27 protein-coding genes are annotated in these 25,948 nt (G+C 69.5%); 15 read left to right on the top strand and 12 right to left on the bottom strand.

Annotated features, from left to right (window positions below; translation table 11 throughout):
• The first annotated feature begins 251 nt into the window (after positions 1–251).
• Genes ACTWQR_RS27215 through ACTWQR_RS27225 form a run of 3 tightly spaced genes read left to right on the top strand, consistent with a single transcriptional unit; the run spans position 252 to position 2,187 of the window.
• The gene (locus ACTWQR_RS27215; protein WP_443229799.1) at positions 252–1,244 is read left to right on the top strand and encodes an AraC family transcriptional regulator; all 993 of its coding nucleotides are present in this window, start codon (positions 252–254) and stop codon (positions 1,242–1,244) included.
• Positions 1,145–1,882 carry an AzlC family ABC transporter permease gene (locus tag ACTWQR_RS27220; RefSeq protein ID WP_443229863.1) on the top strand — a complete coding sequence of 246 codons (738 nt, stop codon included), beginning with the start codon at positions 1,145–1,147 and terminating at the stop codon, positions 1,880–1,882. Before ACTWQR_RS27215 ends, ACTWQR_RS27220 begins: the two co-directional genes overlap by 100 nt.
• Complete coding sequence (locus tag ACTWQR_RS27225) at positions 1,879–2,187, top strand: AzlD domain-containing protein (RefSeq protein WP_443229800.1); 309 nt, start codon at positions 1,879–1,881, stop codon at positions 2,185–2,187. The genes ACTWQR_RS27220 and ACTWQR_RS27225 overlap by 4 nt, the downstream gene beginning before the upstream one ends.
• 269 nt (positions 2,188–2,456) lie before the next feature.
• Here the strand turns inward: ACTWQR_RS27225 and ACTWQR_RS27230 are convergent, their stop codons facing one another.
• Complete coding sequence (locus ACTWQR_RS27230; protein ID WP_443229801.1) at positions 2,457–3,401, bottom strand: hypothetical protein; 945 nt, start codon at positions 3,399–3,401, stop codon at positions 2,457–2,459.
• Between the two features lie 80 nt (positions 3,402–3,481).
• On the opposite strand from ACTWQR_RS27230, the gene ACTWQR_RS27235 reads away from it, so the two are divergent.
• From ACTWQR_RS27235 to ACTWQR_RS27260, 6 genes are all read left to right on the top strand, one after another.
• The gene (locus ACTWQR_RS27235) at positions 3,482–3,676 is read left to right on the top strand and encodes a DUF3046 domain-containing protein (protein ID WP_443229802.1); all 195 of its coding nucleotides are present in this window, start codon (positions 3,482–3,484) and stop codon (positions 3,674–3,676) included.
• A 60-nt stretch (positions 3,677–3,736) separates the two neighbouring features.
• Entirely contained in the window at positions 3,737–4,996 is a 1,260-nt protein-coding gene (locus ACTWQR_RS27240; protein WP_443229803.1) for an AI-2E family transporter, read from the top strand.
• A 273-nt stretch (positions 4,997–5,269) separates the two neighbouring features.
• Positions 5,270–6,394, top strand: a complete 1,125-nt coding sequence (gene recA, locus ACTWQR_RS27245) for a recombinase RecA (RefSeq protein WP_443229804.1) — start codon at positions 5,270–5,272, stop codon at positions 6,392–6,394.
• A 3-nt stretch (positions 6,395–6,397) separates the two neighbouring features.
• Positions 6,398–7,348: a recombination regulator RecX gene (gene recX / locus ACTWQR_RS27250; RefSeq protein ID WP_443229805.1), complete on the top strand. Its 951-nt coding sequence runs from the start codon at positions 6,398–6,400 to the stop codon at positions 7,346–7,348.
• Positions 7,349–7,587: 239 nt separating this feature from the next.
• A complete protein-coding gene (locus ACTWQR_RS27255) occupies positions 7,588–8,292 on the top strand; it encodes an ArsR/SmtB family transcription factor (protein ID WP_443229806.1) in 705 nt (234 codons plus the stop codon).
• Positions 8,289–10,820: an FtsX-like permease family protein gene (locus ACTWQR_RS27260; protein WP_443229807.1), complete on the top strand. Its 2,532-nt coding sequence runs from the start codon at positions 8,289–8,291 to the stop codon at positions 10,818–10,820. The genes ACTWQR_RS27255 and ACTWQR_RS27260 overlap by 4 nt, the downstream gene beginning before the upstream one ends.
• Before the next feature lie 272 nt (positions 10,821–11,092).
• Here ACTWQR_RS27260 and ACTWQR_RS27265 read toward each other — a convergent pair whose 3' ends face one another.
• From ACTWQR_RS27265 to ACTWQR_RS27300, 8 genes are all read right to left on the bottom strand, one after another.
• On the bottom strand, positions 11,093–11,488 hold the full coding sequence (locus tag ACTWQR_RS27265) for a rhodanese-like domain-containing protein (protein ID WP_443229808.1): 396 nt from the start codon (positions 11,486–11,488) through the stop codon (positions 11,093–11,095).
• Entirely contained in the window at positions 11,485–12,027 is a 543-nt protein-coding gene (locus tag ACTWQR_RS27270; protein ID WP_443229809.1) for a cysteine dioxygenase, read from the bottom strand. The genes ACTWQR_RS27265 and ACTWQR_RS27270 overlap by 4 nt, the downstream gene beginning before the upstream one ends.
• Before the next feature lie 81 nt (positions 12,028–12,108).
• The gene (locus tag ACTWQR_RS27275; protein WP_356162854.1) at positions 12,109–12,195 is read right to left on the bottom strand and encodes a putative leader peptide; all 87 of its coding nucleotides are present in this window, start codon (positions 12,193–12,195) and stop codon (positions 12,109–12,111) included.
• A 65-nt stretch (positions 12,196–12,260) separates the two neighbouring features.
• Complete coding sequence (locus tag ACTWQR_RS27280) at positions 12,261–13,859, bottom strand: FAD-dependent monooxygenase (RefSeq protein WP_443229810.1); 1,599 nt, start codon at positions 13,857–13,859, stop codon at positions 12,261–12,263.
• A gap of 190 nt (positions 13,860–14,049) precedes the next feature.
• Positions 14,050–14,967, bottom strand: a complete 918-nt coding sequence (locus tag ACTWQR_RS27285; protein WP_443229811.1) for an amino acid ABC transporter permease — start codon at positions 14,965–14,967, stop codon at positions 14,050–14,052.
• Positions 14,964–15,629, bottom strand: coding sequence for an amino acid ABC transporter permease (locus tag ACTWQR_RS27290; RefSeq protein ID WP_443229864.1), 666 nt, complete (start codon positions 15,627–15,629; stop codon positions 14,964–14,966). The genes ACTWQR_RS27285 and ACTWQR_RS27290 overlap by 4 nt, the downstream gene beginning before the upstream one ends.
• Positions 15,630–15,719: 90 nt before the next feature.
• Positions 15,720–16,571 carry a glutamate ABC transporter substrate-binding protein gene (locus ACTWQR_RS27295; protein ID WP_443229812.1) on the bottom strand — a complete coding sequence of 284 codons (852 nt, stop codon included), beginning with the start codon at positions 16,569–16,571 and terminating at the stop codon, positions 15,720–15,722.
• Between the two features lie 59 nt (positions 16,572–16,630).
• Entirely contained in the window at positions 16,631–17,407 is a 777-nt protein-coding gene (locus tag ACTWQR_RS27300) for an amino acid ABC transporter ATP-binding protein (protein ID WP_443229813.1), read from the bottom strand.
• Positions 17,408–17,686: 279 nt separating this feature from the next.
• Between ACTWQR_RS27300 and ACTWQR_RS27305 the strand changes: the two genes are divergently transcribed.
• Positions 17,687–18,373 carry a response regulator transcription factor gene (locus ACTWQR_RS27305; protein WP_443229814.1) on the top strand — a complete coding sequence of 229 codons (687 nt, stop codon included), beginning with the start codon at positions 17,687–17,689 and terminating at the stop codon, positions 18,371–18,373.
• 9 nt (positions 18,374–18,382) lie between these two features.
• Positions 18,383–19,816, top strand: coding sequence for a sensor histidine kinase (locus ACTWQR_RS27310; RefSeq protein WP_443229815.1), 1,434 nt, complete (start codon positions 18,383–18,385; stop codon positions 19,814–19,816).
• A gap of 87 nt (positions 19,817–19,903) precedes the next feature.
• On the opposite strand, the gene ACTWQR_RS27315 is transcribed toward ACTWQR_RS27310, so the two are convergent.
• Entirely contained in the window at positions 19,904–20,902 is a 999-nt protein-coding gene (locus tag ACTWQR_RS27315) for a TAXI family TRAP transporter solute-binding subunit (RefSeq protein ID WP_443229816.1), read from the bottom strand.
• Between the two features lie 328 nt (positions 20,903–21,230).
• On the opposite strand from ACTWQR_RS27315, the gene miaB reads away from it, so the two are divergent.
• From miaB to ACTWQR_RS27330, 3 genes are read left to right on the top strand one after another with little or no spacing between them, the layout of a single operon-like run.
• Positions 21,231–22,751, top strand: coding sequence for a tRNA (N6-isopentenyl adenosine(37)-C2)-methylthiotransferase MiaB (gene miaB / locus ACTWQR_RS27320; protein WP_443229817.1), 1,521 nt, complete (start codon positions 21,231–21,233; stop codon positions 22,749–22,751).
• Positions 22,752–22,779: 28 nt separating this feature from the next.
• Positions 22,780–23,046, top strand: a complete 267-nt coding sequence (locus tag ACTWQR_RS27325) for a hypothetical protein (RefSeq protein WP_055616853.1) — start codon at positions 22,780–22,782, stop codon at positions 23,044–23,046.
• 34 nt (positions 23,047–23,080) lie between these two features.
• Complete coding sequence (locus ACTWQR_RS27330) at positions 23,081–23,839, top strand: class III extradiol dioxygenase subunit B-like domain-containing protein (RefSeq protein WP_443229818.1); 759 nt, start codon at positions 23,081–23,083, stop codon at positions 23,837–23,839.
• A gap of 389 nt (positions 23,840–24,228) precedes the next feature.
• Here the strand turns inward: ACTWQR_RS27330 and ACTWQR_RS27335 are convergent, their stop codons facing one another.
• Both ACTWQR_RS27335 and ACTWQR_RS27340 read right to left on the bottom strand, forming a co-directional pair.
• Positions 24,229–24,504 carry an antitoxin gene (locus tag ACTWQR_RS27335; protein ID WP_443229819.1) on the bottom strand — a complete coding sequence of 92 codons (276 nt, stop codon included), beginning with the start codon at positions 24,502–24,504 and terminating at the stop codon, positions 24,229–24,231.
• Between the two features lie 24 nt (positions 24,505–24,528).
• Positions 24,529–24,825: a hypothetical protein gene (locus ACTWQR_RS27340; protein WP_443229820.1), complete on the bottom strand. Its 297-nt coding sequence runs from the start codon at positions 24,823–24,825 to the stop codon at positions 24,529–24,531.
• Positions 24,826–25,007: 182 nt separating this feature from the next.
• Between ACTWQR_RS27340 and miaA the strand changes: the two genes are divergently transcribed.
• Entirely contained in the window at positions 25,008–25,946 is a 939-nt protein-coding gene (miaA, locus tag ACTWQR_RS27345; RefSeq protein WP_443229821.1) for a tRNA (adenosine(37)-N6)-dimethylallyltransferase MiaA, read from the top strand.
• The last annotated feature ends 2 nt before the right edge of the window (positions 25,947–25,948 follow it).

Below are 25,948 nucleotides of genomic sequence, written 5' to 3' on the forward strand. Positions count from 1 at the left end.
GGGTGCTGGTGGGTGGGGCGCCTGTCGTTGTTGTGGGACCGAGGCCGGGCCAGGGAAAGCCGTCCTCGGTCTGGTGCGATTGCGTGGGATCTCAAGGACCCGGCTGGGACGCGGCAGCCGCTGCGGGCGGACACTCTGGCCCGCGGCCCCTTCCCTGGCGCGGCGGCTGCGGTCCGGCGGAGCTGTGCCGTCGTCCGGTCGCTGCCCTGAGGGCGAAGAAGGTCCGTGCGGTGATACCGGAGAATGGATTCATGGCGGGTGCGGGGACGGAGCTGGCGCGGCACTGGCAGTACGCGGAGTTGCCCGGGGTCGATCTGCTGCGGGCCCGGTATGTTCGCAAGACCTTTGTCCGGCACACGCACGAGAACTTCGTCATCGCGGCGATCGCCGACGGTGTCGAGGTTTTCCACCATGGTGGCGGTGACCAGTACGCGGGACCCGGTTCTCTGGCCCTGGTCAATCCCGATACGCCGCACACGGGCCGTGCGGGCGTCCCCGAGGGCTGGCGGTACGGGGCGGTCTACCCGTCGCCGGACCTGGTGGCGGAGATCGCCGCTGAGACCACAGCTCTCCGCGGCACCCCGGGATTCACGAGTCCAGTACTCGACGACCCGTACGCCGCCGGGCTGGTGCACCAAGTGCTGCGTGCCGCTGACGAGGGGAACGCGCTGGCCGCCGATACGTTGCTGCGGGTTGCCGTGACCCGGTTGCTGCGACTGAACGGCGGGCCGCTGCCGCAGCGGGCCCTGCGGACGGCGGGAGCCCGGGTCGCCGCACGCGCGCGTGCGGTTCTCGAGGAACGGATGGACCAGCCGCCCAGCCTGGAGCGGCTCGCCGCCGACCTCGGCACCAGCCCTTTCGCGCTGCTGCGTGCCTTTCGGGACACCTACGGTATGCCTCCCCATACCTGGTTGACCGACTTCCGCGTACGCCGCGCACGCCGTCTCCTGGACGCCGGCATCACACCCGCCGAGGCGGCGCTCACTGTGGGGTTCACCGACCAGCCGCACCTCAACCGGCACTTCACCCGGATCGTCGGCGTGCCGCCTGGGGCGTACCAGCGCGAGCGCAAGAACGTACAAGACTCACAGCCGCGGCATCTTCTACGGTCCCAGGCGTGGCAGAACAGACAGCTCTCGCAGACATACGCAGTGAAGACCCCGGAAAACCCGACGCCGCCGTCGTACGGGACGCCCTCGGAGTCGGGGTGGCCGTCGGACTGTCCGGTTTCGCCTTCGGAGTGACCTCGGCGGGCAGCGGCCTCACGCTGCCGCAGACCTGCGCCCTCAGCCTCCTGGTGTTCACCGGCGCCTCACAGTTCGCCCTCGTGGGGGCGCTCGCCGGCGGGGGCAACCCGTTCACGGCAGCGGCGGGCGCGTTCTTCCTGGGAGTGCGCAACGCCTTCTACGGGCTGCGTCTGTCGCAGTTGTTGGCCCTCCCGCGCGCGGTGCGGCCGTTCGCCGCCCAGTGGGTCATCGACGAGACCACGGCCGTGGCGCTCGCACAGCCCACGCGGCGCAGTGTGCGGATCGGTTTCACCGTCACCGGACTCTCGCTCTATGTGCTGTGGAACCTCACCACGCTGCTCGGTGCGCTGGGCGCCGAAGCCATCGGCGACACCGACGCCTGGGGCCTGGACGCGGCCGGTCCCGCCGTCTTCCTGGCCCTGCTCGCGCCGATGCTCAAGACCACCATGGAGCGGGCCGTCGCGGGGCTCGCGGTCGTTCTCGGGCTCGGGCTCCTGCCCATACTGCCCGCCGGCGTGCCGGTGCTGGTGGCCGCGCTCGCCGCTCCGGCCGTCCTCTGGGCGGAGGGCCGCCGCAGGACGCGTACGAGCGCTGTGAAGCCCACCAGCGAAGACGCGTCGGGGGAGGACCGATGAGCATGTGGATCGCGATCGGTGTGACCGCCGTCGGCTGTTATGCCGTCAAGCTGATCGGGTTGCTGGTTCCCGCGGGTGTCCTGGAGCGGCCGCTCGTTCAGCGGCTGGCCGCCCTGCTGCCCGTAGCCCTGCTGGCCGCCCTCACCGCCCAGCAGACCTTCGCCGACGGCCGCGCTCTGGTGCTGGACGCGAAGGCCGCCGGGCTCGCCGCGGCCGCCGTGGTGCTGCTCCTGCGCGTTCCCCTCCTGCTCGTCGTCGCCGCGGCCGTGGTGGTGACGGCGGGAGTGCGGGCGATAACGGGCTGACGGCGGGCGGCACGCGCGCACGGCGGCGGCCGGGAGGAGTCGGCTTCCGTGTACTGCAGGCCGATCCGAGTTCCGTACGCGCGTGTGCCGGTTCCGGGCCGCCCATGCGACGGAGTCTGGGGACTGCGCCCGAACACGGTCGGCAACCGGCTCGCCAAGGTCGGCGAATGGACTGGTATGGACTGGTATGGTTGGTATGGAACTGTCGTCGATCCGAAGGGGCGGCCTCGCGATCGCCGCGCTGCCCCTCCGGGTGCGCCCAGGAACCGTCAGCCGACGGCCAATCCATACGCCCGTAGGGTGCGCAGCGCCTCGATCGTCACGATCGAGCGGGCCTCCAGGGCGGCGCCCGGCGCCCACTGGCGCCAGCGGATCGGCCAGCCGCCGTCCTCCCGCTGCCCGCGCGCCAGGAACTCCAGGGAGCGCGTCATCTCCTCGTCGGTGAACCACGCGCGAGCGAGTGAGCTCGGAGCTTTCGCGTAGTCGTACGGGAAGTGGTGCTCACCCGGCGCGTAGCCGGGCGACACCGGGAACGCCTCCAGACGTTCCGGATCCAGCGCCACGAGACGCTGTTCGCGCACCAGGCGGCCGAGCCGGTCGGCGGCCGCCTCCGCGCGCGGGCGGTCGGGCGCGGAGTCCAGGAAGGCCACGGCCGCCTCGATCTCGTACGGATGGGACTTCTCCAGGGACTCCACCGCCTGCCAGCAGAAGTCGGTGGCCCTGAACAGCCAGGCGTGCCACACCTCGTTGCCATGCAACAGACCCACCACAGGGCCGGTGGCAAGCAGCTCGCTGGGCGGGTCGTCCACGATCGGCACGAAGGGGGCCGCCGGATAGCCGCGCTGACTGGGATGGATCGCCGGCAGCGCGCCGTCCCGGGTCGACACGGAGGTCAGATAGCGGCACACGCGCTCCACCCGCTGCCCGCCGCAGCGCCCGATCGAGTCCAGAACGCGCAGCGCGTGCCCGGTGTGCAGGGGCTGGCTGACCGGGCCGCGCAGATCGGGTTCGAGTGCGTGGCCGTAACCGCCGTCCTCGTTGAGGTAGGCGGACAACGCGGTCTCGACCGCGTCGGCACCACCGCCCAGGAAGTGGTACGCGAAACGGCGCTGCTCCAGCACGCGCGCGGTGAGCCACACGAAGTGCTCGGCGCGGGCGAGGGGGGTGTGCGCCGGGGGCGTCGGGGGGAGTGGGGATGCTCCTGTTTCGGCCATGAGTCAGACCGTAGGGCGGAAAGCGTTCTCGGCAAGGGGTCCCGGCTCGGGCCCACCCTCAGGGGCGGGATACTGGAGTCATGCGGTTGACGGTCTTCTGGCAGCGGATGGTGGATCACTTCGGTGCGGGGTACGCCGACAGCTTCGCGCGCGACCACGTGATGTCGGAGCTCGGCGGACGCACCGTGCAGCAGGCTCTGGACGCGGGCCGGGAAGCGAAGGACGTATGGCGCGCGGTGTGCACGGCAGTGAACGTTCCGCACGAAAACCGCTGACGAGGCACGAAGATCCCAGGGCGGGGGCCGATTGTCGGCGGCGTGCGGGAGACTTGGCCCGTGGCAGCGACAGATGAGACCGCGCAGGTCGGACAGCACGCATCCCCGCTCGGCACGACACCCCCCGAGCCGCCGGCCGGAGGCCCGGCCGGCAGGAGTTCCCGCATGCCGCGCTGGCTGCCGCGCGCCATGGTGCTCGCCCTCACCCTCATCGCCTGTTTTCAGCTGGGCAGTTGGGCCTTCCACCAGCTGACCGGACTGCTGATCAACATTCTGATCGCGTTCTTCATGGCACTCGCCATCGAGCCCGCGGTGAGCTGGATGGCCTCCTACGGCATGCGCAGAGGGCTGGCCACCGGTCTCGTGTTCCTCATCGTGATGATCGCGAGCGCGGGCTTCATCACGCTGCTCAGCTCGATGCTCGCGGGGCAGATCATCGACATGGTCGAGGACTTCCCGAAGTACGTCGACTCGGTGATCAGCTGGATCAACACGACCTTCAACACGGAGCTCAGCCGCGTCGACGTCCAGGAGGGCCTGCTGCGCTCCGACTGGCTCCGAAAGTACGCGCAGAACAGCGCGACCGGTGTCCTGGACGTGTCCACGCAGGTGCTGGGCGGGCTCTTCCAGCTCCTGACGATCACACTGTTCGCGTTCTATTTCGCAGCCGACGGCCCGCGGTTGCGTCGCGCGCTGTGCTCAGTGCTGCCGCCCGCCCGGCAGGCCGAGGTCCTGCGAGCGTGGGAGATCGCCGTCAACAAGACGGGCGGCTACATCTACTCGCGCGGCCTGATGGCGCTGATCTCGGGCATAGCGCACTACATCCTGCTGGAGTCCCTGGGCGTGAACTACGCGCCGGTGCTGGCCGTCTGGGTGGGCCTGGTCTCGCAGTTCATCCCCACCATCGGTACGTATCTCGCGGGCGCCCTGCCGATGCTGATCGCCTTCACGGTCGACCCCTGGTACGCGCTGTGGGTGCTGATCTTCGTCGTGGTCTACCAGCAGTTCGAGAACTATGTGCTGCAGCCCAAGCTGACCGCGAAGACCGTGGACATCCACCCCGCGGTCGCCTTCGGGTCGGTCATCGCGGGCACCGCCCTTCTCGGCGCGGTGGGCGCGCTGATCGCCATCCCGGCCGTCGCCACGCTGCAGGCCTTCCTGGGGGCGTACGTGAAGCGGTACGACGTCACGGACGACCCCCGCGTGCACGGGCGTCGCGAGCGGGGTACGGGGACCCTCCTGGCGCGCGTACGGCGCGTGCTGCGGGGGTCCAGGGAGGCGCAGCCGGTCGCGGACGAAGTGCCGCAGGACGCTGTGTAGCGCATCCGCGCACCGCCCGTACGACCCTGGAAGCAGGCAGGCGTCACGGTCTGAGAAGCGCTCCCGCGAAGCCGTGTGGTGCGCTTGACACCAAAATCGAACATCCATTCTTATGGAGGCTCCGGCGAAGCCCGAGACGGGATGTCGACGGGGATTTCGTGGAGAAGTGCCCGAGTTATCCACAGGCTGGATGGGCGTCGGGGCGCATTGTCAGTGGCAGGCGTTAGCGTCTTTGACGTGAAGCGATCGACTCAAGCAAATCGGGTGGAACCCATGGCAGGAACCGACCGCGAGAAGGCGCTCGACGCCGCGCTCGCACAGATTGAACGGCAATTCGGCAAGGGCGCGGTGATGCGCCTCGGCGAGCGGCCGAACGAGCCCATCGAGGTCATCCCCACCGGGTCGACCGCACTCGACGTCGCTCTTGGCGTCGGCGGCCTGCCGCGCGGCCGAGTGGTGGAGGTGTACGGGCCCGAGTCCTCCGGCAAGACGACCCTGACCCTGCACGCGGTGGCGAACGCGCAGAAGGCCGGCGGCCAGGTGGCCTTCGTGGACGCGGAGCACGCCCTCGATCCCGAGTACGCGAAGAAGCTCGGCGTCGACATCGACAACCTGATCCTGTCGCAGCCGGACAACGGTGAGCAGGCCCTGGAAATCGTGGACATGCTGGTGCGTTCCGGCGCCCTCGACCTCATCGTCATCGACTCCGTCGCCGCCCTGGTGCCGCGTGCCGAGATCGAGGGCGAGATGGGCGACTCGCACGTAGGTCTGCAGGCCCGCCTGATGAGCCAGGCCCTGCGGAAGATCACCAGCGCGCTCAACCAGTCGAAGACCACCGCGATCTTCATCAACCAGCTCCGCGAGAAGATCGGCGTGATGTTCGGCTCCCCGGAGACCACGACCGGCGGCCGGGCACTGAAGTTCTACGCCTCCGTACGGCTCGACATCCGCCGCATCGAGACGCTGAAGGACGGCACCGACGCGGTCGGCAACCGCACCCGCGTCAAGGTCGTCAAGAACAAGGTCGCCCCGCCCTTCAAGCAGGCCGAGTTCGACATCCTCTACGGGCACGGCATCAGCCGCGAGGGCGGTCTGATCGACATGGGCGTGGAGAACGGCTTCGTCCGCAAGGCCGGCGCCTGGTACACGTACGAGGGCGACCAGCTCGGCCAGGGTAAGGAGAACGCGCGCAACTTCCTCAAGGACAACCCCGACCTCGCCAACGAGATCGAGAAGAAGATCCTGGAGAAGCTGGGCGTCGGCGTGAAGCCGGAGAAGCCCACCGCCGAGCCGGGTGCGGACGCGGCGGTCTCGGCCGCCCCGGGCGACGCCGCGAAGACGGTGCCCGCTCCCGCGGCCAAGGTCGTCAAGCCCAAGGCCGCGGCGGCCAAGAGCTAGTCCGTGACGCGACGAACCGACTGGGCGGAGTACGGCTACCCCGTCGCCCCCGAAGGGCAGGGGCGCGGGGGCGACAACGGCTCCGCGGGAGACAGGGACAGGGAGTACGGCAGTGACGGGCCGTCCGGCACTGGGACCTGGGGCGCCCAGGGTGCGTACGGCGATCCAGCGGGTGACGGCCGGCCGGACGGCGGACCGCGCCGTGGTGAGGCTCCGCACCGCGGCTACGGCGCGGAGCCGGACGACGACGGTGCGCCGAGCGGCGGCTCGCGCCGCGGCGCCGGTCGGCGCGGTGGCGGTGGCTGGTCGTACGGGGACGACGGGCCGCAGGGCGACGGCGCCCCGCGCGGCGGACGGGGCCGCGGCCGGCCGCGTGGCTTCGGCGAGCCGTCCGGCGGCCGACAGGACGGAGGCCCCCCTTCCTCGTCGAGGGCCGAGGAGGGGGAGCCCCCAGGGGACCCGGCTGAGCGGGCGCGGGCGATCTGCCTGCGCCTGCTCACCGGGACCCCGCGCACGCGGAAACAGCTCGCGGACGCGTTGCACAAACGCGAGATTCCGGACGACGTGGCGGACGAGGTGCTATCCCGCTTCGAAGAGGTCGGCTTGATCAACGACAGTGCCTTCGCGGATGCCTGGGTGGAGTCCCGGCACCACGGCCGGGGGCTGGCCCGGCGGGCACTCGCGCAGGAGCTGCGAACCAAGGGCGTGGACTCCACACTGATCGACGAGGCCGTCGGGCAGCTCGACTCCGAGCAGGAGGAGGCGACCGCGCGAGAACTCGTCGCCCGCAAGCTGCGTTCCACGCGCGGCCTCGACCGCGACAAGCGGATACGGCGCCTCGCGGGCATGCTCGCCCGCAAGGGCTACTCCGAGGGCATGGCCCTCAGAGTGGTCCGGCAGGCGCTGGAGGAAGAGGGCGAGGACACGGAGTTCCTCGGCGACGAGGGAGTCTGACCCGGGCCCTGAGGGGCCTGCGACCGCCCCAGTCCCAGGACACGGTGAACGCGCGGGGGCGCCCATCGCGTTCTGGGACAGGGGCGGTCGCCTCCGCAAGGGAGTACCGATCCCGGATGAGTGACCACTCCCCCATGAGGGAGCTTCCATTGCCGTGACCGAGGGTGGGGTAAACCCCCTGCCGAAGACACCGGACCACCGCAATGCACAGGTCTCTGTGCACAGGCGACTGTGTACGCATGGCACAGGAACCCGGCACCACCGACTCCGCGGAAGCAGGCCGCACCTCTCCCGATCTCGAGAAGGCGGGACGCGCCCAGGGCAAGCCGATCGAAGCAGCGCGCGCTCCCATCGAGCTCTCCGACCTCGCCGCACTCAAAGCGCTCGCGCAGCCCCGACGGCAGCGGATGCTGCAACACCTCGCTGTGCACGGCCCCGCCACGTCCGCGACACTCGCGCGGGCCCTCGGACTCAACACGGGAGCCACCAGCTACCACTTGCGCGAGCTTGCCCGGTACGGCTTCGTCGAAGAGACCGGGGCTGCCGGACACGGCCGTGAACGCTGGTGGCGAGCCATCCCCGGCGACCGCCGCTTTCCGCCGCGCAGTCGTCAGAGCACCGAAATGCGGCTCGTCATGGATGAGTTGAACCACCACGCGTACGCCGCCGATCTCGAACTCTTCGAGCAGCTCCAGCGGGACGCGGTGGACGACCCATGGGCCGACGCCTTCCCGTACTCACGCGGCACGATCCGGCTGACGCTCCCCGAACTCCAAGAGTTCTTCGAGGAGTACATCGCGCTCCTCAACCGCTACAAGCGCCCCGAGGCAGACACCCCGGCCGACGCACGCACCGTGCTCACCCGGTTCTTCGCCTTCCCCACCCAGACCCACGCCACGGGCGACTCCACGCCCGACAACGGAAGAGGGGCCGAGACCTCATGATGCTGCGCTATGCCCTGCGGACCGTCCGGCACCGCAAAGGCGGCTTCCTCGGCGCCTTCCTCGCCCTGATGTGCGCGGCCGCCCTCATCACCGCCTGCGGCACCCTCCTCGAAACCGGTCTGCGCGGCACCATCGCCACCGAGCGCTACGCCGCCGCCCCCGTCGTGGTCTCCGCCGACCAGAACGTCCACCAGACCATCGTCAAGCACAAGAAGGGCAAGACGAAGACCAAGCACAAGGCCAAGCCGATCGCCGAGCGGGCCTGGCTGCCGGAGAACCTCACCACCAGGCTCAACGAAGTCCCCGGCGCCGATCGCGTCATCGCCGAACTGACCTTCCTCGCCCAGCCGTTGACGCCCAACGGAACAGGCGACCGAACTGCCTACGGCCACGCCTGGGACTCCGCGGCCCTCACTCCCTACATCCTCACCGTCGGCGCCCCTCCCCAGGCACCCAGTGACCTGGTCATCGACCGCTTCCTCGCCGACCGCGCCCACCTAGGGCCCGGCGACCACCTCACCGTCCAGTCCACCCAGAGCCCGCGCACATACCGCGTCACCGGCATCGCGGCGCCCACCGGAGACGGTATACGCCACCAGACCTCGCTCTTCTTCTCCACCGCCGAAGCCCGGCGGCTGGCCACGCACCCCGGCCAGGTCACGGCCTTCGGCGTCATCCCGGCCAAGGGAACGGACACGGCCACCCTCGAAGCGTCCGTGGCCAAGGCGCTGCGTGGCACCACCGCGCAGATCAGCGGGGGAGACGAGCGAGGCCCCGTCGAGTTCCTGGACGCGGCCGCCGCACGCGTCAAGCTCGTCAGCATGGGCGGCGCGATGGGCGGTACGTCCCTGCTCGTCGCCGTACTCGTGGTCGTCGGCACATTCGCACTCTCCGTGCAGCAGCGTCACCGCGAACTCGCCCTGTTGCGTGCCATCGCCGCCACACAAGGACAGATCCGCAAGCTCCTCGGCCGTGAGGCCCTGCTCGTCGGCGCGGCCGCCGGCATCGCCGGAGCGCTCGTGGGGCTGCCACTGGGCGGCTGGCTGCACGGCAGATTCGTCGCCATGGGCGCCGTCCCCGCCACGCTTCAGCACACAACCAGCGTGCTCCCGCTGTTCGCCGCAGTCGCCACCACCCTCTTCGGCGCCTGGGCAGCCGCCCGTGTCTCCTCCCGCCGTATCACCCGGATTCGCCCGGCCGAGGCGCTCACCGAGGCCAGGGCCGAGCGAACTCGACCCGCTTGGGGACGTGTCTTCGCGGGGCTCATGCTGCTCGCCGGAGGAGCGGTCCTCGTCGCCCTCCTCAGTGTCCTGCGCACTGAGCCGGCCTCGACTCCCGTGACCTTCCTGGCCGTTGTGGTCCTCGCCTCGGCCGTGGCGCTGCTCGGCCCACTCCTGGTGAGGGCGGCCGCGGCGGTCCTGGGCATCCCACTGCGGTTCAGCGGCCCGGGCGGCAAGCTCGCCACCGCCAACCTGCGCGGCAACGCCGCCCGGATGGCCTCCGTCGTCACCCCTCTCACCCTCCTCATCGGTATGACCTGCACCGTCCTCTTCGTCCAGCCGACCCTGGGTGACGCAGCCCGCGCCCAGGCCCGCGAGGGCATCCGTGCGGACTGGGTCCTCGCCGCACAGGGCCCCGGCGTCCCGGCGCAAGCCGCGCGGCAGCTGCGTACGGACGAGGACGTCGCCACCGAAGTCGTCCGCACGACCGTCCGCGTCGGGCTCGACAAGTACGCGGCACAGGGCGTCACGCCCGCCGGCCTCACCCGCACCTGGGACCCCGACGTCACCGCGGGCTCTCTCGCGAAGCTCACGAAGGACGCGGTCGCGGTAAGCGAACTCGCCGCCGACCAGCTCCACTTGAAGCCCGGAAGCACGCTGAAACTCACCCTCGGCGACGGCATGCCCGCCACCCTCACCGTCGCCGCCGTATACGCCAAGGGCCTCGGCTTCGGCGACCTCACGATGGCCCACGACCTGGTCGCCCGCCACGTCGACAACCCGCTCGCGGCCACGGTCCTCGTCTCCACCACCCGTTCACAGGAAGAACTCACGGCCGCCGTCCGGAAGTTCCCGGGTGTCCGGGTTCTCTCGCCGGCCACCGCCGACTCGCTCCACGCCGAGCGTCAGCAGGCGAACGCCGAGGTCAACTACCTCGCCATGGGGCTCGTCCTGGCCTTCACCGCCATCGCCGTCGTCAACACGCTCGCCATGTCGGTCTCCGAGCGCGTCCGCGAGTTCGCCCTGCTCCGGCTCGCGGGCGCCACCCGCCGTCAGGTACTGCGGATGCTGCGGACCGAGGCACTGTCGGTCCTGCTCCTGGCCACGGCCCTCGGCAGCGGCATCGCGCTCGCCGTCCTCACGGCCTTCAGCGTCGGCATGACCGGCAGCGCGGCCCTGGCGGTCACACCCCTGGTGTACGTCCTGGTGGTCGCGGCTGCTGGACTGCTCGCCCTCGTCGCCACCGCGCTGCCGGGTCGTGTGGCTCTCCAGACCCGCCCTGTCACGGCGGCGACGGCCAAGGAGTAAGGGGTAAGGGGTAGTACGCAATGGTGGGGGCCCCTTACACGAAGGGACCCCCACCACTACATATGCCCAAGAAGTGACTCGGAAACGCCACAGCAGTAACTCGGAGATGCTGCAGAGGACGCGCTGTGTATGGGCGACAGACGTCGCGCCGTGTATGGGCGAGAGACATAAGGGCGACACCCGAGCCCAGCAGTCCGAGAAGCCACCGGAGACCCAGCAGCCAAGAAGCTGCCGGAGACCCCGCAGCCAAGAAGCTGCCGGAGACCCAGCGGCTAGAACCCCACCGGCAGCCCAGCCGCCTTCCACGCCTGGAACCCACCCACCAGATCCGTAGCCCGATGCAACCCCAACTGCCGCAGGGACGCCGCCGCGAGGCTCGATGCATAGCCCTCGTTGCAGAACACCACGACGTGCAGGTCGTGGCTCGTGGCCTCGGGGGAACGATGGCTGCCCTGTGGGTCGAGCCGCCACTCCAGTTCGTTGCGCTCGACGACGAGGGCGCCGGGAATCAGTCCGTCGCGCTCGCGCAGTGCCGCGTACCGGATGTCGACCAGCAGCGCCTCGCCCGCCCGCGAGGCATCGTGAGCAGCGTCGGCCTCGATCCGGTCGAGATCCGCACGGACCTGCGCCAGCAACTCGTCGATTCCCACGGGAGTTTCGGTGCTCACTGCCAGTCTTGCGGACGCTCGACCTGCTCAAGGCGCAGGATCTGACCGCTGCGGCTGTAGCGGCGGATCTGCGGCAGGGGCGGGTAGTACGCGTGGACGGAGATCGCGTGCTCCCCGGTGGACTCGTTGAGCACCTCGTGCACGTGATGGCGGCCGAAGGCGCGGCCCTTGCCGGTCGGCAGCCGCCGCTCGCGGTCGATCCCTTCCGAGAGTTCCAGGGTCTTCCAGCCGTCGGTGGGGAGCCGGGCGGCAAGCGAGTTCTCCTTGAGCTCACCCGACGCGGTGAGGAAGGCACCGACCGACTCGGCGTGGTCGTGCCAGCCCGTGCCCGTGCCGGGCGGCCAGCCGATGAGCCAGGCCTCGCTGCCGCCGGGACCCTCGAGACGCACCCACGTGCGGCCCTCTGGATCGAGCGGGAGCGAGGCGATCAGCTCGGCGTCGGCGGCGGTGCGCCGGACGAAGTCGAGCAGGTCGGCCTGGGTGGGTGGGCGGACCGGAGCGGAGACAGAGGGAACGAATGCAGAGGGTGACACAGACACGGGTACCGTCCTGACGAGTGTTCGCGTAACAGCGCGAGGCAGCACATCTGTGGCGCGCGCAGAGGGAAGAGAGAAGCGAATTCAGCAGGACGGCCGACACACGCAGCCCGCATAGCGGACGAGGTCCATATGGACCCTCCGCCACAGGTGCACACACGTGTCGATCACGATCCGGAGTACACCATGGCGGTGCAGACCGGTCAACTCAATGTCACCGTGTGGACAGAGAGCACTCAGGAGGACGTACCGGCCGTGGCCTCCGTCGTGGCCCGGGGGCCGCCCAGAGCCGCCTCCGCCGCCTCGTACAGATCCGCCGGGCGCACCCCGCTCAACGCGGTGACCAGGTGCCCGTCCGGGCGAATCAGCAGCACCGTGTGCGCGGCCGCGCCCGGGTAGCTTTCGGCGACCAGCAGCTCGGCGGGGTGGGGCAGCGCTGTAACCGCGGCCGCGAGCCGTGGCATGATCCCGGCCGTCACCCAGTGCTTGCGCTCCCACACCACGGTTCCCGGCGCGATCAGCAGCACCAGAAGCGCCCCACGGCCCAGCCGCTCCCGCAGCCTTACGAACGAACCGTCCTCCGCCGTCACCCGCACATCGACGACCTGAGCACCGAGCGCCGTGTCGACCTCGACCGACGACTCGGCGCGTGGCGGCGCGAGCGGCGAATCGGCGTACACCCCCGGCGTACCCAGCGGGCCGTGCCCCAGATGACCGTCCGTGAGCAACGCGTCATGCCCGCGAGCCGAGCCGGGCATGGCGGAGCGCAGCCCGCCGGCGCGCAGCAGCGGCAGCGCCTGGTCGGCGGCGCGCAGCCGAGCGGCGACGACCGCGCGCCGCTCCACCTGGTAGCTGTCGAGCAGTGCTTCGTGCGGGCCGTGATGCCAGGCGAGGGCCAGTTTCCACGCGAGGTTGTCGGCGTCCCGCAGACCCTCGTCAAGGCCCTGGGTGCCGAGCGCGCCGAGCAGATGCGCGGCGTCCCCGGCGAGGAAGACACGGCCGACCCGCCACCGGCGGGCCAGACGGTGGTGGACGGTGTGGACTCCGGTGTCGAGCAGTTCGTACGGCGGTGTGGAACCCCCGCTCCAGCCCGCGAGGGTCTCGCGGACACGCGCCACCAGCAGGTCCGGCGTGACGAGGTCCTTGCCCGGCGGCAGCAGCCAGTCAAGGCGCCACACATCGTCGGCGAGGGGACGCCCGGTCACCTCCCCGGCCGAGGGGCCCGACGTCCGCCACGGCGGCATCCGGTGCAGCAACGCCTCACCGGGCCACGGAAGTTCCGTACGCAGCGCGGCGACGGCGTGTCGCTCCACGGCCGTACGTCCAGGGAAGCGGATGTCCTGGAGCTTGCGGACCGTCGAGCGCGGTCCGTCGCAACCGATCAGATAACTGCCGCGCCACCACGTGCCCTTGGGGCCGCGCGTGTGCGCCGTGACGCCCGTCTTCTCCTGCTCGATCGAGTCGAGGCGGCTCTCCACGGAGACCTTGACCAGGCGCTCGGCTGTGATCGCCTCCCTGAGGGCGGCGGTCAGCACGTGCTGGGGGATGTGCAGAGGCGCGGGCTCGTCGTCGCCGAACGTGATCTGCCGCATCACCTGCTTGCGCCGCATCGACCGCCATCCGGCCCAACGGAAACCGGCGTCGGTGAGCGGGAAGCCGGCCAGCCGCTCGACCAACGCGGCGGTGTCCTCGCGAAGTACGACCGTTCGCGCGAGCCGCTGCTCGTCCTTGCCGGGACCCTCGTCCAGGACGACGGACGGGACCTCCTGCCGCGCCAGCGCCAGGGCGAGCGTGAGTCCGACGGGTCCCGCTCCGACGATGATCACCGGGTCCACGGCGTGGCGCCCCCTGCCCGGAGCGGTGTCCTGAGTGTCTTACCGGGACTTGCAGGTGGAGCGGGGTGCGCGATCACAGAACGTATGCAACCTATTGCCGGTGCTTGCGTCAAGTGACGGAGGCAGTGACGATCACGCCACTGCCTCCGGTTGCTCACATCTCGTCAGTTCTTCGGTGTGCGCGGGCGGTTCACGGGCCCTTCTTGTCGACGTCATGAGTGACGTCCACGTGCTCACCGGGTGCGCTGAGTTCGGCGACCGCGTCGGCTCCGAGCACCGCGCCGGTGGACTTCTTGCCGCGGCGGAGCCTGCCCTCAAGCCAGCTCGCGAAGCTTGTGAGGGAGAAGTTGATCGCGATGTAGATCAAGGCCACGACGGTGTAGCTGGCGATGGTGTTAGCCCCGAAGTAGGCGCTCATCGTGTTGGCTGCCGCGAGCAACTCGGCGAAGGTGAGGACCGCGCCGCCGAGCGCCGTGTCCTTCACGATCACCACGAGCTGGCTGACGATCGCGGGCAGCATCGCCGTGACCGCCTGTGGCAGCAGGATGAACCGCATCACCTGGTTCTTGCGCAGACCGACAGCCATCGCCGCTTCGGACTGGCCCTTGGGCAGCGAAAGGATGCCGGCCCGGACGATCTCCGCGAGGACCGAGGAGTTGTAGAGCACCAGACCGGTGACGACCGCGTACAGCGGACGGTCGTCCGAGCTCACGTCCGAGTACTCGGAGTACGCCGCGTTGGCGAAGATCATCAGGATCAGCACCGGGATGGCGCGGAAGAACTCCACGATCGCCCCGGCGGGAGCGCGGACCCAGAGGTGGTCCGAGAGTCGACAGATACCGAGGACAGCGCCGAGCGGGAGCGCGATGAGCATCGAGAGCGCCGCCGCGATGAGCGTGTTCTTCAGGCCCGGCCAGATGTATACCGTCCAGGCGTCGGTGCCCGTGAAGAAGGGCTTCCACAGCACCCACTCCAACTGGCCCTTGTCGTCGAGTGTGCGGTACACCCACCACAGCACCGCGGCGAGGGCGGCGAGGAACAGCACCGTGAAGATGACGTTCCGACGCTTGGCGCGCGGGCCCTGCGCGTCGTAGAGAACCGAACTCATCGCTTCACCGCCACCTTCTTGCTCACCCAGCCGAGGATCAGACCGGTCGGCAGCGTGAGGCACATGAACCCGAAGGCGAACACGGCCGAGATCAACAGGAGCTGCGCCTCGTTCTCGATCATTTCCTTCATCAGCAGTGCCGCTTCGGTCACACCGATCGCGGCGGCCACCGTGGTGTTCTTCGTCAACGCGATCAGTACGTTGGCCAGCGGACCCACAACCGAGCGAAACGCCTGCGGCAGCACGACCAGTGTCAGTACTTGCGTGAAGTTCAGGCCGATGGCTCGCGCCGCCTCCGCCTGGCCGACGGGCACCGTGTTGATGCCGGACCGCAGCGCCTCGCACACGAACGCCGAGGTGTACAAGATGAAACCGAGCACCGCGAGCCGGAAGTTGATGGAGTCGAACGCGTCCGCGCCGAGATTGATGCCCAACGTCTGGTTGAGGCCCAGCGAGCTGAACAGAATGATCACGGTCAGCGGGATGTTCCGCACGATGTTGACGTAGGCGGTGCCGAAACCGCGCATGAGAGGCACCGGACCGACCCGCATGGCGGCCAGCATGGTTCCCCAGATCAGGGAGCCGACGGCTGAGAGGACGGTGAGCTGCACCGTCGTCCAGAACGCTCCCAGCAGGTCGTAACCTTCAAGAAAGTCGAACACGATCTCCCGCGCTTCCGCGTGTGTGGAGGGCACTTTCGAGCAGGTGCGCCGCCCCTCGGGGGCGGCGCACCTGTCAGATCAGGACCCGCTTTACTTGACGATGTCGCCGATCTTCGGAGCGGGCTCGTTCTTGTATCCCGCCGGACCGAGGTTGTCCGCCACGGCCTTGTCCCAGGCCTTGTCGGCGACCATCTTCTCGAGAGCGGTGTTGATCTTGGCCGTGAGATCGCTGCCGGTCTTGACGCCGATGCCGTAGTTCTCGTTGGTCATCTTGAAACCACCGAGCTTGAACTTGCCCTTGAAGTTCGGCTGCGCGGCGTAACCGGCGAGAATCGAGTCGTCCGTGGTCAGCGCGTCGATGGCCTTGTTCTGCACACCGGTCAGGCACGCCGAGTACGTCGGGTACTCCTGCAGCTGGGCCTTGGGGGCGAGCTTCTCCTTGACGTTCTGCGCCGAGGTCGAGCCCGTCACCGAACACAGCTTCTTGGCGTTGAGGTCCGCCGGCGTCTTGATCGAGTCGTCGTCGGAGCGGATCAGAACGTCCTGGTGGGCCAGGAGGTACGGGCCGGCGAAGTCGACCTTCGCGTCGCGCTCGTCGGTGATCGAGTAGGAGGCGGCGATGAAATCGACGTCACCACGCTGGAGCATGGTCTCGCGGTCGGCGCTCTTCGCCTCCTTCCACTGGATCTGGTCCTCGCTGTAACCAAGCTCCTTGGCTACGTACGTCGCGACGTCGACGTCGAAGCCCTCGTATCCGTCAGGCGTCTTCTGGCCGATGCCTGGCTGGTCGAACTTGATGCCGATCGTGATCTGCTTCTTGTCGCCGGAGCCCGAGCCGGTGTCAGCGCTGTCGCTGTCCTTGTCGTCCGAGCCGCACGCGGTGGCCGTGAGGGCGAGCGCGAGGACGGCGGCCGAGGCGGCGGTGACCTTGCGGAGCTTCATCGTGAACATCCTTTACGTGGTGAAGATGTGCGAACCGTCGGTGCGGGTGACGCAGGTCGTCAGTGGTGCAGGATCTTCGACAGGAAGTCCTTCGCCCGGTCGCTGCGTGGGTTGCTGAAGAACTGGTCCGGCACAGCCTCTTCGACAATGCGGCCGTCAGCCATGAAGACGACGCGGTTGGCGGCCGAACGGGCGAAGCCCATCTCATGTGTGACTACGACCATCGTCATACCGTCACGCGCAAGCTGCTGCATGACTTCCAGAACCTCGTTGATCATCTCCGGGTCGAGAGCCGACGTCGGCTCGTCGAAGAGCATGACCTTCGGCTCCATCGCCAGCGCCCGCGCGATCGCGACACGCTGCTGCTGGCCCCCGGACAGCTGCGCGGGGTACTTGTCCGCCTGCGTGGTGACGCCCACCCGGTCGAGCAGCCCGCGTGCCTTCTCCTCCGCGACCTTCTTGTCCGCCTTGCGGACCTTGATCTGGCCCAGCATCACGTTCTCGAGCACCGTCTTGTGCGCGAAAAGGTTGAAGGACTGGAAGACCATGCCGACGTCGGCACGCAGCCGAGCCAGTTCCTTGCCCTCATGGGGCAGCGGCTTGCCGTCGATCGAGATGTCTCCCGAGTCGATCATCTCCAGGCGGTTGATGGCGCGACACAGGGTGGACTTTCCGGACCCGGAGGGCCCGATGACCACGACGACTTCACCACGAGCGATGGTCAGGTCGATGTCCTGGAGCACGTGCAACGCGCCGAAGTGCTTGTTGACGTTCTTCAGCACGACCAGATCGTCAGCCGTGGGTACGGCGTCCTTGGTCACCGATACTTCGGTCATCGGCCTCTTGCTCCGTCCTCCTCGGTTGCGGAGGACAGTAGTAACCCCGCACGACCAGCGTCATTACATCTGAGGGGAAATTGAGCATAACGATCTGGTAGCAGCAGGCCACTCTTCGTGAAGGGCGCTACGGGCGCGTACCGGCTGCGTAACGGAAGCCGTCCGCGACCCGAACCCCCTTGACGTCATCCGCGTCCATCGGCCTGACTTCCATGGTGCACACGCGCGTGCGCCGTTATCCACCAAGACCGTACGGACGATGAACCGAAGGGGGCCGGAATGAGACTGCTCCTCGTCGAGGACGACAACCATGTCGCCGCCGCTCTGTCCGCGGTCCTCGCGCGCCACGGTTTCGACGTCGTGCACGCCCGCAGCGGCGAGGAGGCTCTCCAGGCGCTGGTGCCGGAAGGCGCCGGCTTCGGAGTGGTGCTCCTCGACCTGGGCCTGCCCGACCAGGACGGATACGAGGTCTGCGGCAAGATCCGCAAGCGCACGAGCATCCCCGTGATCATGGTCACCGCGCGCGCCGACGTACGCTCCCGCATCCACGGCCTCAACCTCGGCGCCGACGACTACGTGGTGAAGCCCTACGACACCGGGGAACTCCTCGCCCGGATCCACGCCGTCAGCCGGCGCACCGTCCCCGACGACGCGGCGGCCCCCGGCGACACCTCGCTGCGCCTCGGGAACGTACGCATCGAACTGCCCACTCGCCAGGTCAGTGTGGACGGTTCGGTTGTCCAACTGACCCGCAAGGAGTTCGACCTTTTGGCGCTGCTCGCCCAGCGCCCCGGAGTGGTGTTCCGGCGGGAGCAGATCATCAGCGAGGTCTGGCGGACCAGTTGGGAGGGGACCGGCCGCACGCTGGAGGTGCACGTCGCGTCCCTGCGTTCCAAGCTGCGCATGCCGGCCCTGATCGAGACCGTGCGCGGCGTCGGCTACCGGCTCGTCGCGCCCGCGGCGTAGCGGGCCCAGGTGCGCTCACGTCTCCTTCCGCTGCTCATCATTCTGATGGCGGCCGTCCTGCTCGCCCTCGGCATCCCGCTCGCCGTGAGCCTGGCGGCGGCCCAGCAGCAGCGGGTGGTCGTCGACCGGATCGACGACACGGCACGCTTCGCGTCCCTCGCCCAGTTCGTGGTGGCCCCCCGCCCGACCGGCTCCAGAGTCGCCCCACCGGAAGACGAGCGCGCCGATACCCTCCGCCAGGAACTCGCCAAGTACTACGGGGTGTACGGCATCAAGGCCGGCGTCTTCTACCGCGACGAAGGAGTCATGGCCAACGCTCCGCCGAACTGGCTCGTCCCCAAGGAGGGTGAGATCCTTGACGCGTTCAGGGAGGCACTCGCGAGCCGCCGCAGCCACGACCCCGAGCAGGTCTGGCCGTGGCAACGCAACCGTCTCGTCGTCGCGTCCCCCGTCATCCAGGACGGCGACGTCGTCGCGGTCGTGGTCACCGACTCGCCCACCGGACGGATGCGCTCGAGAATCCTGCACGGCTGGCTGATCATCGGCGCGGGCGAGGCTGCCGCGATGCTCCTCGCGGTCGGCGCCGCGCTGCGCCTGACCGGGTGGGTGCTGAGGCCCGTACGCGTCCTCGACGCCACCACCCACGACATCGCGACCGGCCGCCTGAAGTCCCGGGTCGCGGCCGCCGGTGGCCCGCCGGAGCTCAGGCGCCTGGCCCGGTCGTTCAACGAGATGGCCGACAACGTCGAGGACGTACTGGAGCAGCAGCGCGCCTTCGTCGCCGACGCTTCGCACCAGCTGCGCAACCCCCTGTCCGCGCTCCTGCTGCGCATCGAACTGCTGGCTCTGGAACTCCCCGAGGGCAACGAGGAGATCGCCTCCGTCCGCACCGAGGGCAAGCGCCTCGCCCGGGTCCTGGACGACCTCCTCGATCTCGCTCTCGCCGAGCACGCCGAGGCGGACGTGCGGCTCACCGACATCGGCGAGCTGACCGCCGAGCGCGTGGCGTCCTGGTCGCCGGTCGCCGACGACAAGGGCGTACGACTGGTCGGGACCTGCCCCGCCACGACCGGCTGGGCCGACCCGATCGCCCTCTCCAGCGCCCTGGACGCGGTGATCGACAACGCGTTGAAGTTCACGCCCGAGGGCGAGTGCGTCGAGGTCGAGGTGGCCTCCAACGGCGAGGTGTCCACCGTCGTCGTCGCCGACCGCGGACCAGGCCTGAATGACGACGAACTCGCCCGCATCGGCGACCGCTTCTGGCGCAGCCCTGGCCACCAGAACATCAAGGGCTCGGGCCTCGGTCTGTCCATCTCCCGGGCGCTGCTCGCGGCGGGCGGCGGCTCCATCGCGTACGCGCGCCACGAACCGCACGGTCTGAGGGTGACGGTGACTGTGCCGCGGGCGGTGCCCGGGGCCCGAGCGGGCCGCTACGGCGTCTGAGGGGCCGCTGCCGTCCGTTCGCCCGGCCAGGCTGGGGCGGCGCGCTGGTGCGAGGGGCAGGCGGGTCCGCTGCCGCCGTACGCGCCGCTACGGCTTGACCGAGCGGTAGTAGCGCCGTGCGCCCTCGTGCAGGTCCAGCGGGTCGGTGTAGATGGCGGTCCGCAGGTCCACCAACTGTGCCGCGTGCACCTCTTTGCCGATGCGGTCGCGACTGTTGATCACCGTGCGGGTCATCCCCTCGACCAGCGTCTCATCAGTCCCGGCCCGCGTCACGAGCAGGTTCGGCACCGCCACCGTCTGCACGGCGGTGTCCGCCTGGGCCTTGCGATAGGCGTCTGCGGGCATGACGGCGGCGCGGTAGTAACTGGACTCCTCGCTCTGCTCATGCAGCTTCTTGACGAGGTCCGGGCCGATCGGGAGCAGCCTGATGTCGAAGCGGACCGAGAGGTCGGTGATGGCGTTCGTGGTGAGGCCGCCGGACCAGAAGAAGGCGTCGATCTTCCCGCTTTCGAGCTCCTCCGGCATCGTTCCTATGCCTGCGGACACCGGCTTGATGTCCTTTACGGGGTCGAGGCCGGCGGCGTCGAGCACGTGTTCCGCGATCAGTCGCACTCCGGAGCCGGTCTGCCCCACGGCCACCCTCTTGCCCGCGAGCTCCTCGATGGAGTTCACGGAGGACGCTCCGGGGACGACCACGTGTACGTAGTCGTCGTACAGCCGTGCGCTGGCGCGCAACTGGTCCGCGCCTGGCTTGTCCTGCAGCATGTACCGCTCCACCGCGTCGGCTGCCGCGATGGTGAAGTCGGCCTGCCCGGTGGCCACCCGCTCCACGTTCTCCTGTGAGCCCTCGCTCTGCCACAGCTTCACGTCCAGGCGCGGCATGTCCTTCGCGAGCGCCCCCTGCAGCAACTTCCCGTACAGCTGGTACACGCCGGTCTGCGTCCCCGTGCTGAAGGTCACCTTGCCGCCCGGCGAGCTCTCGCCCAGGGGCAGCAGCCACCACAAAAGCAGCCCGAAGGCCGCGAAGGCGGCGGCCGAACCCTGCAGGGCCCGACGTCTGCCGATACGGGGGAGCGCCTGGAACATGCGGGCGATCCTGCCAGTTCACCGTCCGTGACGACAGGGCCGGGCTCACGGAAACGGGCTCCACGCGCGCGTGGAGGTGATACGGGTTCCGACGATGGGCAGGACGCGTGAGCGCCGTGACCACGGTGGCCGAGTGCCAGGCGGCCGTGGATCACGGAGCTCCGAGCCGTTCGTTCTCACCGTCACGGTCACCGTCGCCGACGCCGACGGCCTTGCCCGGCCGCCCTCCCGCTGTCGGCCGAAGCCGCCGTCCTCGTCGGAGACCGGGACGGAGCCCGCGACAGGCTCCGAGGCCCGACGCACTCCGGGCACCACCTACCCTTGTCCCATGAGCAGCAGCGACCGGAGCCTGGCAGTGGACCTCACGAGAACGTATGAAGTACGCACTTACGGGTGTCAGATGAACGTCCACGACTCCGAGCGGCTCTCCGGGCTGCTGGAGGACGCCGGTTACGTACGTGCGCCCGAGGGCTCCGACGGTGACGCCGACGTCGTCGTGTTCAACACGTGCGCGGTGCGGGAGAACGCCGACAACCGCCTCTACGGCAACCTCGGCCGACTCGCGCCGATGAAGACGAAGCGGCCCGGGATGCAGATCGCTGTCGGCGGCTGCCTCGCCCAGAAGGACCGCGACACCATCGTGAAGAGGGCGCCCTGGGTGGACGTCGTCTTCGGTACGCACAACATCGGCAAGCTGCCCGTCCTCCTGGAGCGTGCCCGCGTACAGGAAGAGGCGCAGGTCGAGATCGCCGAGTCGCTCGAGGCGTTCCCGTCGACGCTGCCGACCCGCCGCGAGAGCGCGTACGCCGCGTGGGTCTCCATCTCCGTCGGCTGTAACAACACCTGCACCTTCTGCATCGTCCCGGCGCTGCGCGGCAAGGAGAAGGACCGCAGGACCGGCGACATCCTCGCCGAGATCGAGGCACTGGTCGGCGAGGGCGTCTCCGAGATCACGCTGCTCGGGCAGAACGTAAACGCTTACGGATCCGACATCGGCGACCGCGAGGCCTTCAGTAAGCTGCTCCGTGCCTGCGGGAAGATAGAGGGCCTCGAGCGCGTGCGGTTCACCTCGCCGCACCCACGCGACTTCACGGACGACGTGATCGCCGCGATGGCCGAGACGCCGAACGTGATGCCGCAGCTGCACATGCCGATGCAGTCCGGTTCGGACACGGTCCTGAAGGCGATGCGCCGCTCGTACCGGCAGGAGCGGTACCTCGGGATCATCGAGAAGGTCCGCGCCGCGATCCCGCACGCGGCGATCACCACCGACATCATCGTGGGCTTCCCCGGCGAGACCGAGGAGGACTTCGAGCAGACCCTGCACGCGGTCCGCGAGGCCCGCTTCGCGCAAGCGTTCACGTTCCAGTACTCCAAGCGCCCGGGCACGCCGGCGGCAACCATGGAGGGGCAGATCCCCAAGGAGGTCGTGCAGGCGCGCTACGAGCGTCTCGTCGCCCTCCAGGAGGAGATCTCCTGGGACGAGAACAAGAAGCAGGTCGGCCGCACCCTGGAGCTGATGGTCGCCGAGGGCGAGGGTCGCAAGGACGGCGCCACGCACCGCCTCTCCGGACGCGCCCCCGACAACCGGCTGGTGCACTTCACCAAGCCCGACGTCGAGGTTCGCCCCGGTGACGTCGTCACCGTCGAGATCACGTACGCCGCCCCGCACCACCTGCTCGCCGAGGGCGCCGTCCTCGGTGTACGCCCCACGCGCGCGGGGGACGCCTGGCAGAAGCGCAACGCCGCCGAGGCCGCGAAGCCGGCGGGCGTCATGCTGGGACTGCCGAAGATCGGGGCTCCGGAGCCGCTGCCGGTAGCCACGGGCAGCGGGTGCGGCAGCGACTGACCGGTCCCGGGCCGGGAAGGGGTCCCTCATGCCGTACAGCGTGGAGTTCACCGAGCGCGCCGCGCGTGTCCGGGACAGTCTTCCCGCCGAGCGCCGGGAGGTGCTGGACCGGGGGCTGGCCATACTGGTGGCCGACCCGCGTCACAAGCTGTCGCACGCCGTGGGCGGCGACGAGTCGACCCGCGAGATAGCCCTGTCCCGGAATCTGTTCGTCGAGTACGTGATCAGCGACGGCAAGCTCGTGGTGCTGCTCCTCACGGTCATCGATCTCACGGACGTGCTCATCGAGGAGTGACGCCCGGCGACCGCGCGGGGTTACGCTGCCGATCATGCTTGTCGCCGCAGCCGTCTGCCCCTGTCCGCCCCTGCTCGTGCCCGGCATCGCCGCGGGTGCCGCGCCCGAGCTGGACGCCGCGCGCGCCGCGTGCACGGATGCGCTGGGAGTGCTGGCCGCCGCTCGGCCCGACCGGCTGGTGGTCGTAGGGCCCGCCGAGCAGAGCGGGCGTGGGTCGCATCCCGAGGGCACGTGGGGATCGTTCCGCGGGTTCGGGGTGGATCTTGATGTGCGGCTGGGTGGATACGGGGTGCGGGCGCCGGAGGGACCGAGCGGCTCGCAGCACTCGGAGCTCGCCGAGCCCTCCGAGCGCGCGCTGCCGCCCTCACTCGCCGTCGCCGCCTGGCTGCTCCACCGTACGGACTGGTCCGACGCCCCCGTCGAAGGTCTCGGAGTGGGGGAACCTCTCGCGGTCGAGCGGTGTATCCAAGTCGGAAAGGAAATCGTCGCGCAGCCCGAGAGGGTGGCACTGCTGGTGATGGGCGACGCCAGCGCGTGCCGCACCCTCAAGGCCCCGGGGTATCTGGACGAGCGTGCGGAGGGGTTCGACCGGGAGGTCGCGCGGGCGCTGGAGACGGCGGACGTGGCGGCCCTCAAGGCGCTGGACGCCGAGCTGGCGTACGAGTTGAAGGCATCCGGCCGGGCTCCCTGGCAGGTGCTCGCGGGCGCGGCCGAGGGAGCGGGACTCGGCGGCACGCTGCTGTACGAGGACGCGCCTTATGGCGTGGGGTACATGGTGGCGACCTGGTCGTAGGCCGCGTACGGGGCCGGCCGTGGCGGGTGTGAGTCCCGTGGCTTGCTGCGGGGCCCCGGGCGGAGCTGGCGTCAAGTAGCCGGGGGCGGGCCGGTGTTGGCGCACGCGGCGGCGGGCTGTCGTGGGGTCCGAGGGGCGTGCTCAACAGCCTTGGCGTGCTCCAGAAACGTGGCGTGGCTCAAGGGCCGTGGTGTGACCGAGGACCGTGACCCAAGGGCCGTGGTGCGGCCGAGGTGCGGCCGAGGTGCGGCCGAGCGTCGTGGTGCAGTACGGAGATCAGTGGCGTGCGATATCCGTGGCGTGGCCCAAGCGCCGTGGCGTGGTCCAAGAACACGGCGGACGGCCAGGAGCTCAAGTGCTCCGTGGCCGTCCGCTGACGTGCTTGTTGTTCAAGGTGTCGAAGGCGGTGGCGGTGGGGCCGACGGAGGCGACGTGCCGCCGTCTGTCCCGTCACTCTCCTTGCGCGCGAGTCGGTCCAGGGCGCCCGTGCCCGTGCCCGTGCCCGTGTGGATCTTGTTGCTGTACCTGCCCTTGGTCTTCTTGTCGGCCCGGTTCGCGACCTTGTCGAGACCGTGTTCGATCTTGCCCCCGTGCTGCTGGGTGAGCTCGGAGACCTTGTCCTCGGCAGGGACGAGCTTGGCCTTCAGGCTGTCCAGAAGACCCATGGTTCGCCCTCCCTGGCAGGACAGTTACTTGTGGGCGCCCTCGTCGGCCTCGCTGTCGGCCGCCTCCTCGACGGACTGCTGCTTGGGGATCTCGACGCCATCCCCCGAGGCCTCGCCGGACTCCGCAGACGCCGACGCCGCTGCGGACCCAGCCTCGGCTTCGGTCTCAGCCTCGGCTGACCCCTTCGCCGCTTCCTTTGCCTCCGACTTGGCCTCGGGCTCGGCCGTCAGTGTGCCGTCCTGCGCCTCGGCGCTTGACGCCTCCGTCGATCCCTTGGACTTAGGTCCTTCTTTGCGAAGAAGCCGTGCAAAAACGCCCATATCCTCTCCATACCTTACTCGTGTGGGCGAAATCCCGCGTTGCCCGGTGCGTCCCATTGCGGCGCCCGGGTCACCGGTCCTCAAAACCGGCGGCTGGAACCTCGCAACAGGCAACGACCCCGGTGCCGTGGCGTCACGTAACTCGTTCGAGAAGAGGTCCCGGGGTTTGCGAGACTGTTCCGGTGAGTAGTGCAGCTCCCGCCCCGCGGGTCATCGCCGTCGTCGGTCCCACCGCGGCGGGAAAGTCCGATCTGGGCGTACATCTGGCCCAGCGCCTCGGCGGCGAGGTCATCAACGCCGACTCCATGCAGCTCTATCGAGGGATGGACATCGGTACGGCCAAGCTGACGTCGGAGGAGCGCGACGGCATCCCGCACCATCTTCTGGACATTTGGGACGTGAAGGTGACGGCAAGCGTCGCCGAGTACCAGCGACTGGCACGGGAGCGCATCGACGCACTGCTCGCCGAACGACGCTGGCCGATCCTCGTCGGCGGCTCCGGACTGTACGTCCGAGGGGCCGTCGACAACCTGGAATTCCCCGGCACCGACCCCGACGTGCGGGCTCGCTTGGAGGAGGAGCTCACCCTGCGTGGCTCCGGCGCGCTGCACGCCCGACTGGCCGTAGCCGACCCCGAGGCCGCCCACGCGATCCTCCCCAGCAATGGTCGCCGTATCGTTCGCGCCCTCGAAGTCATCGAGATCACCGGCAAACCCTTCACCGCCAACCTCCCCGGCCACGACTCGGTCTACGACACCCTGCAGATCGGCGTCGATGTGGCACGCCCCGAGCTCGACGACCGCATCGCCCACCGGGTGGACCGCATGTGGGAGGCCGGCCTCGTCGACGAAGTGCGCGCACTGGAGGCGCACGGGCTGCGAGAGGGGCGTACGGCGTCGCGTGCCCTCGGCTACCAGCAGGTGCTCGCGGCGCTCTCCGGGGAATGCAGCGAGGACGAGGCGCGCACCGAGACCGTACGCGCCACCAAGCGCTTCGCGCGCCGCCAGGATTCCTGGTTCAGGCGCGATCCACGGGTGCATTGGCTGAGTGGGGCTGCGGCGGATCTCACAGAACTCCCGCAGCTCGCGCTGGCATTGGTCGAACGACCGGTTACAGCCTGATC

The organism is Streptomyces sp. 2A115, from assembly GCF_052245575.1.
Lineage (GTDB): Bacteria > Actinomycetota > Actinomycetes > Streptomycetales > Streptomycetaceae > Streptomyces.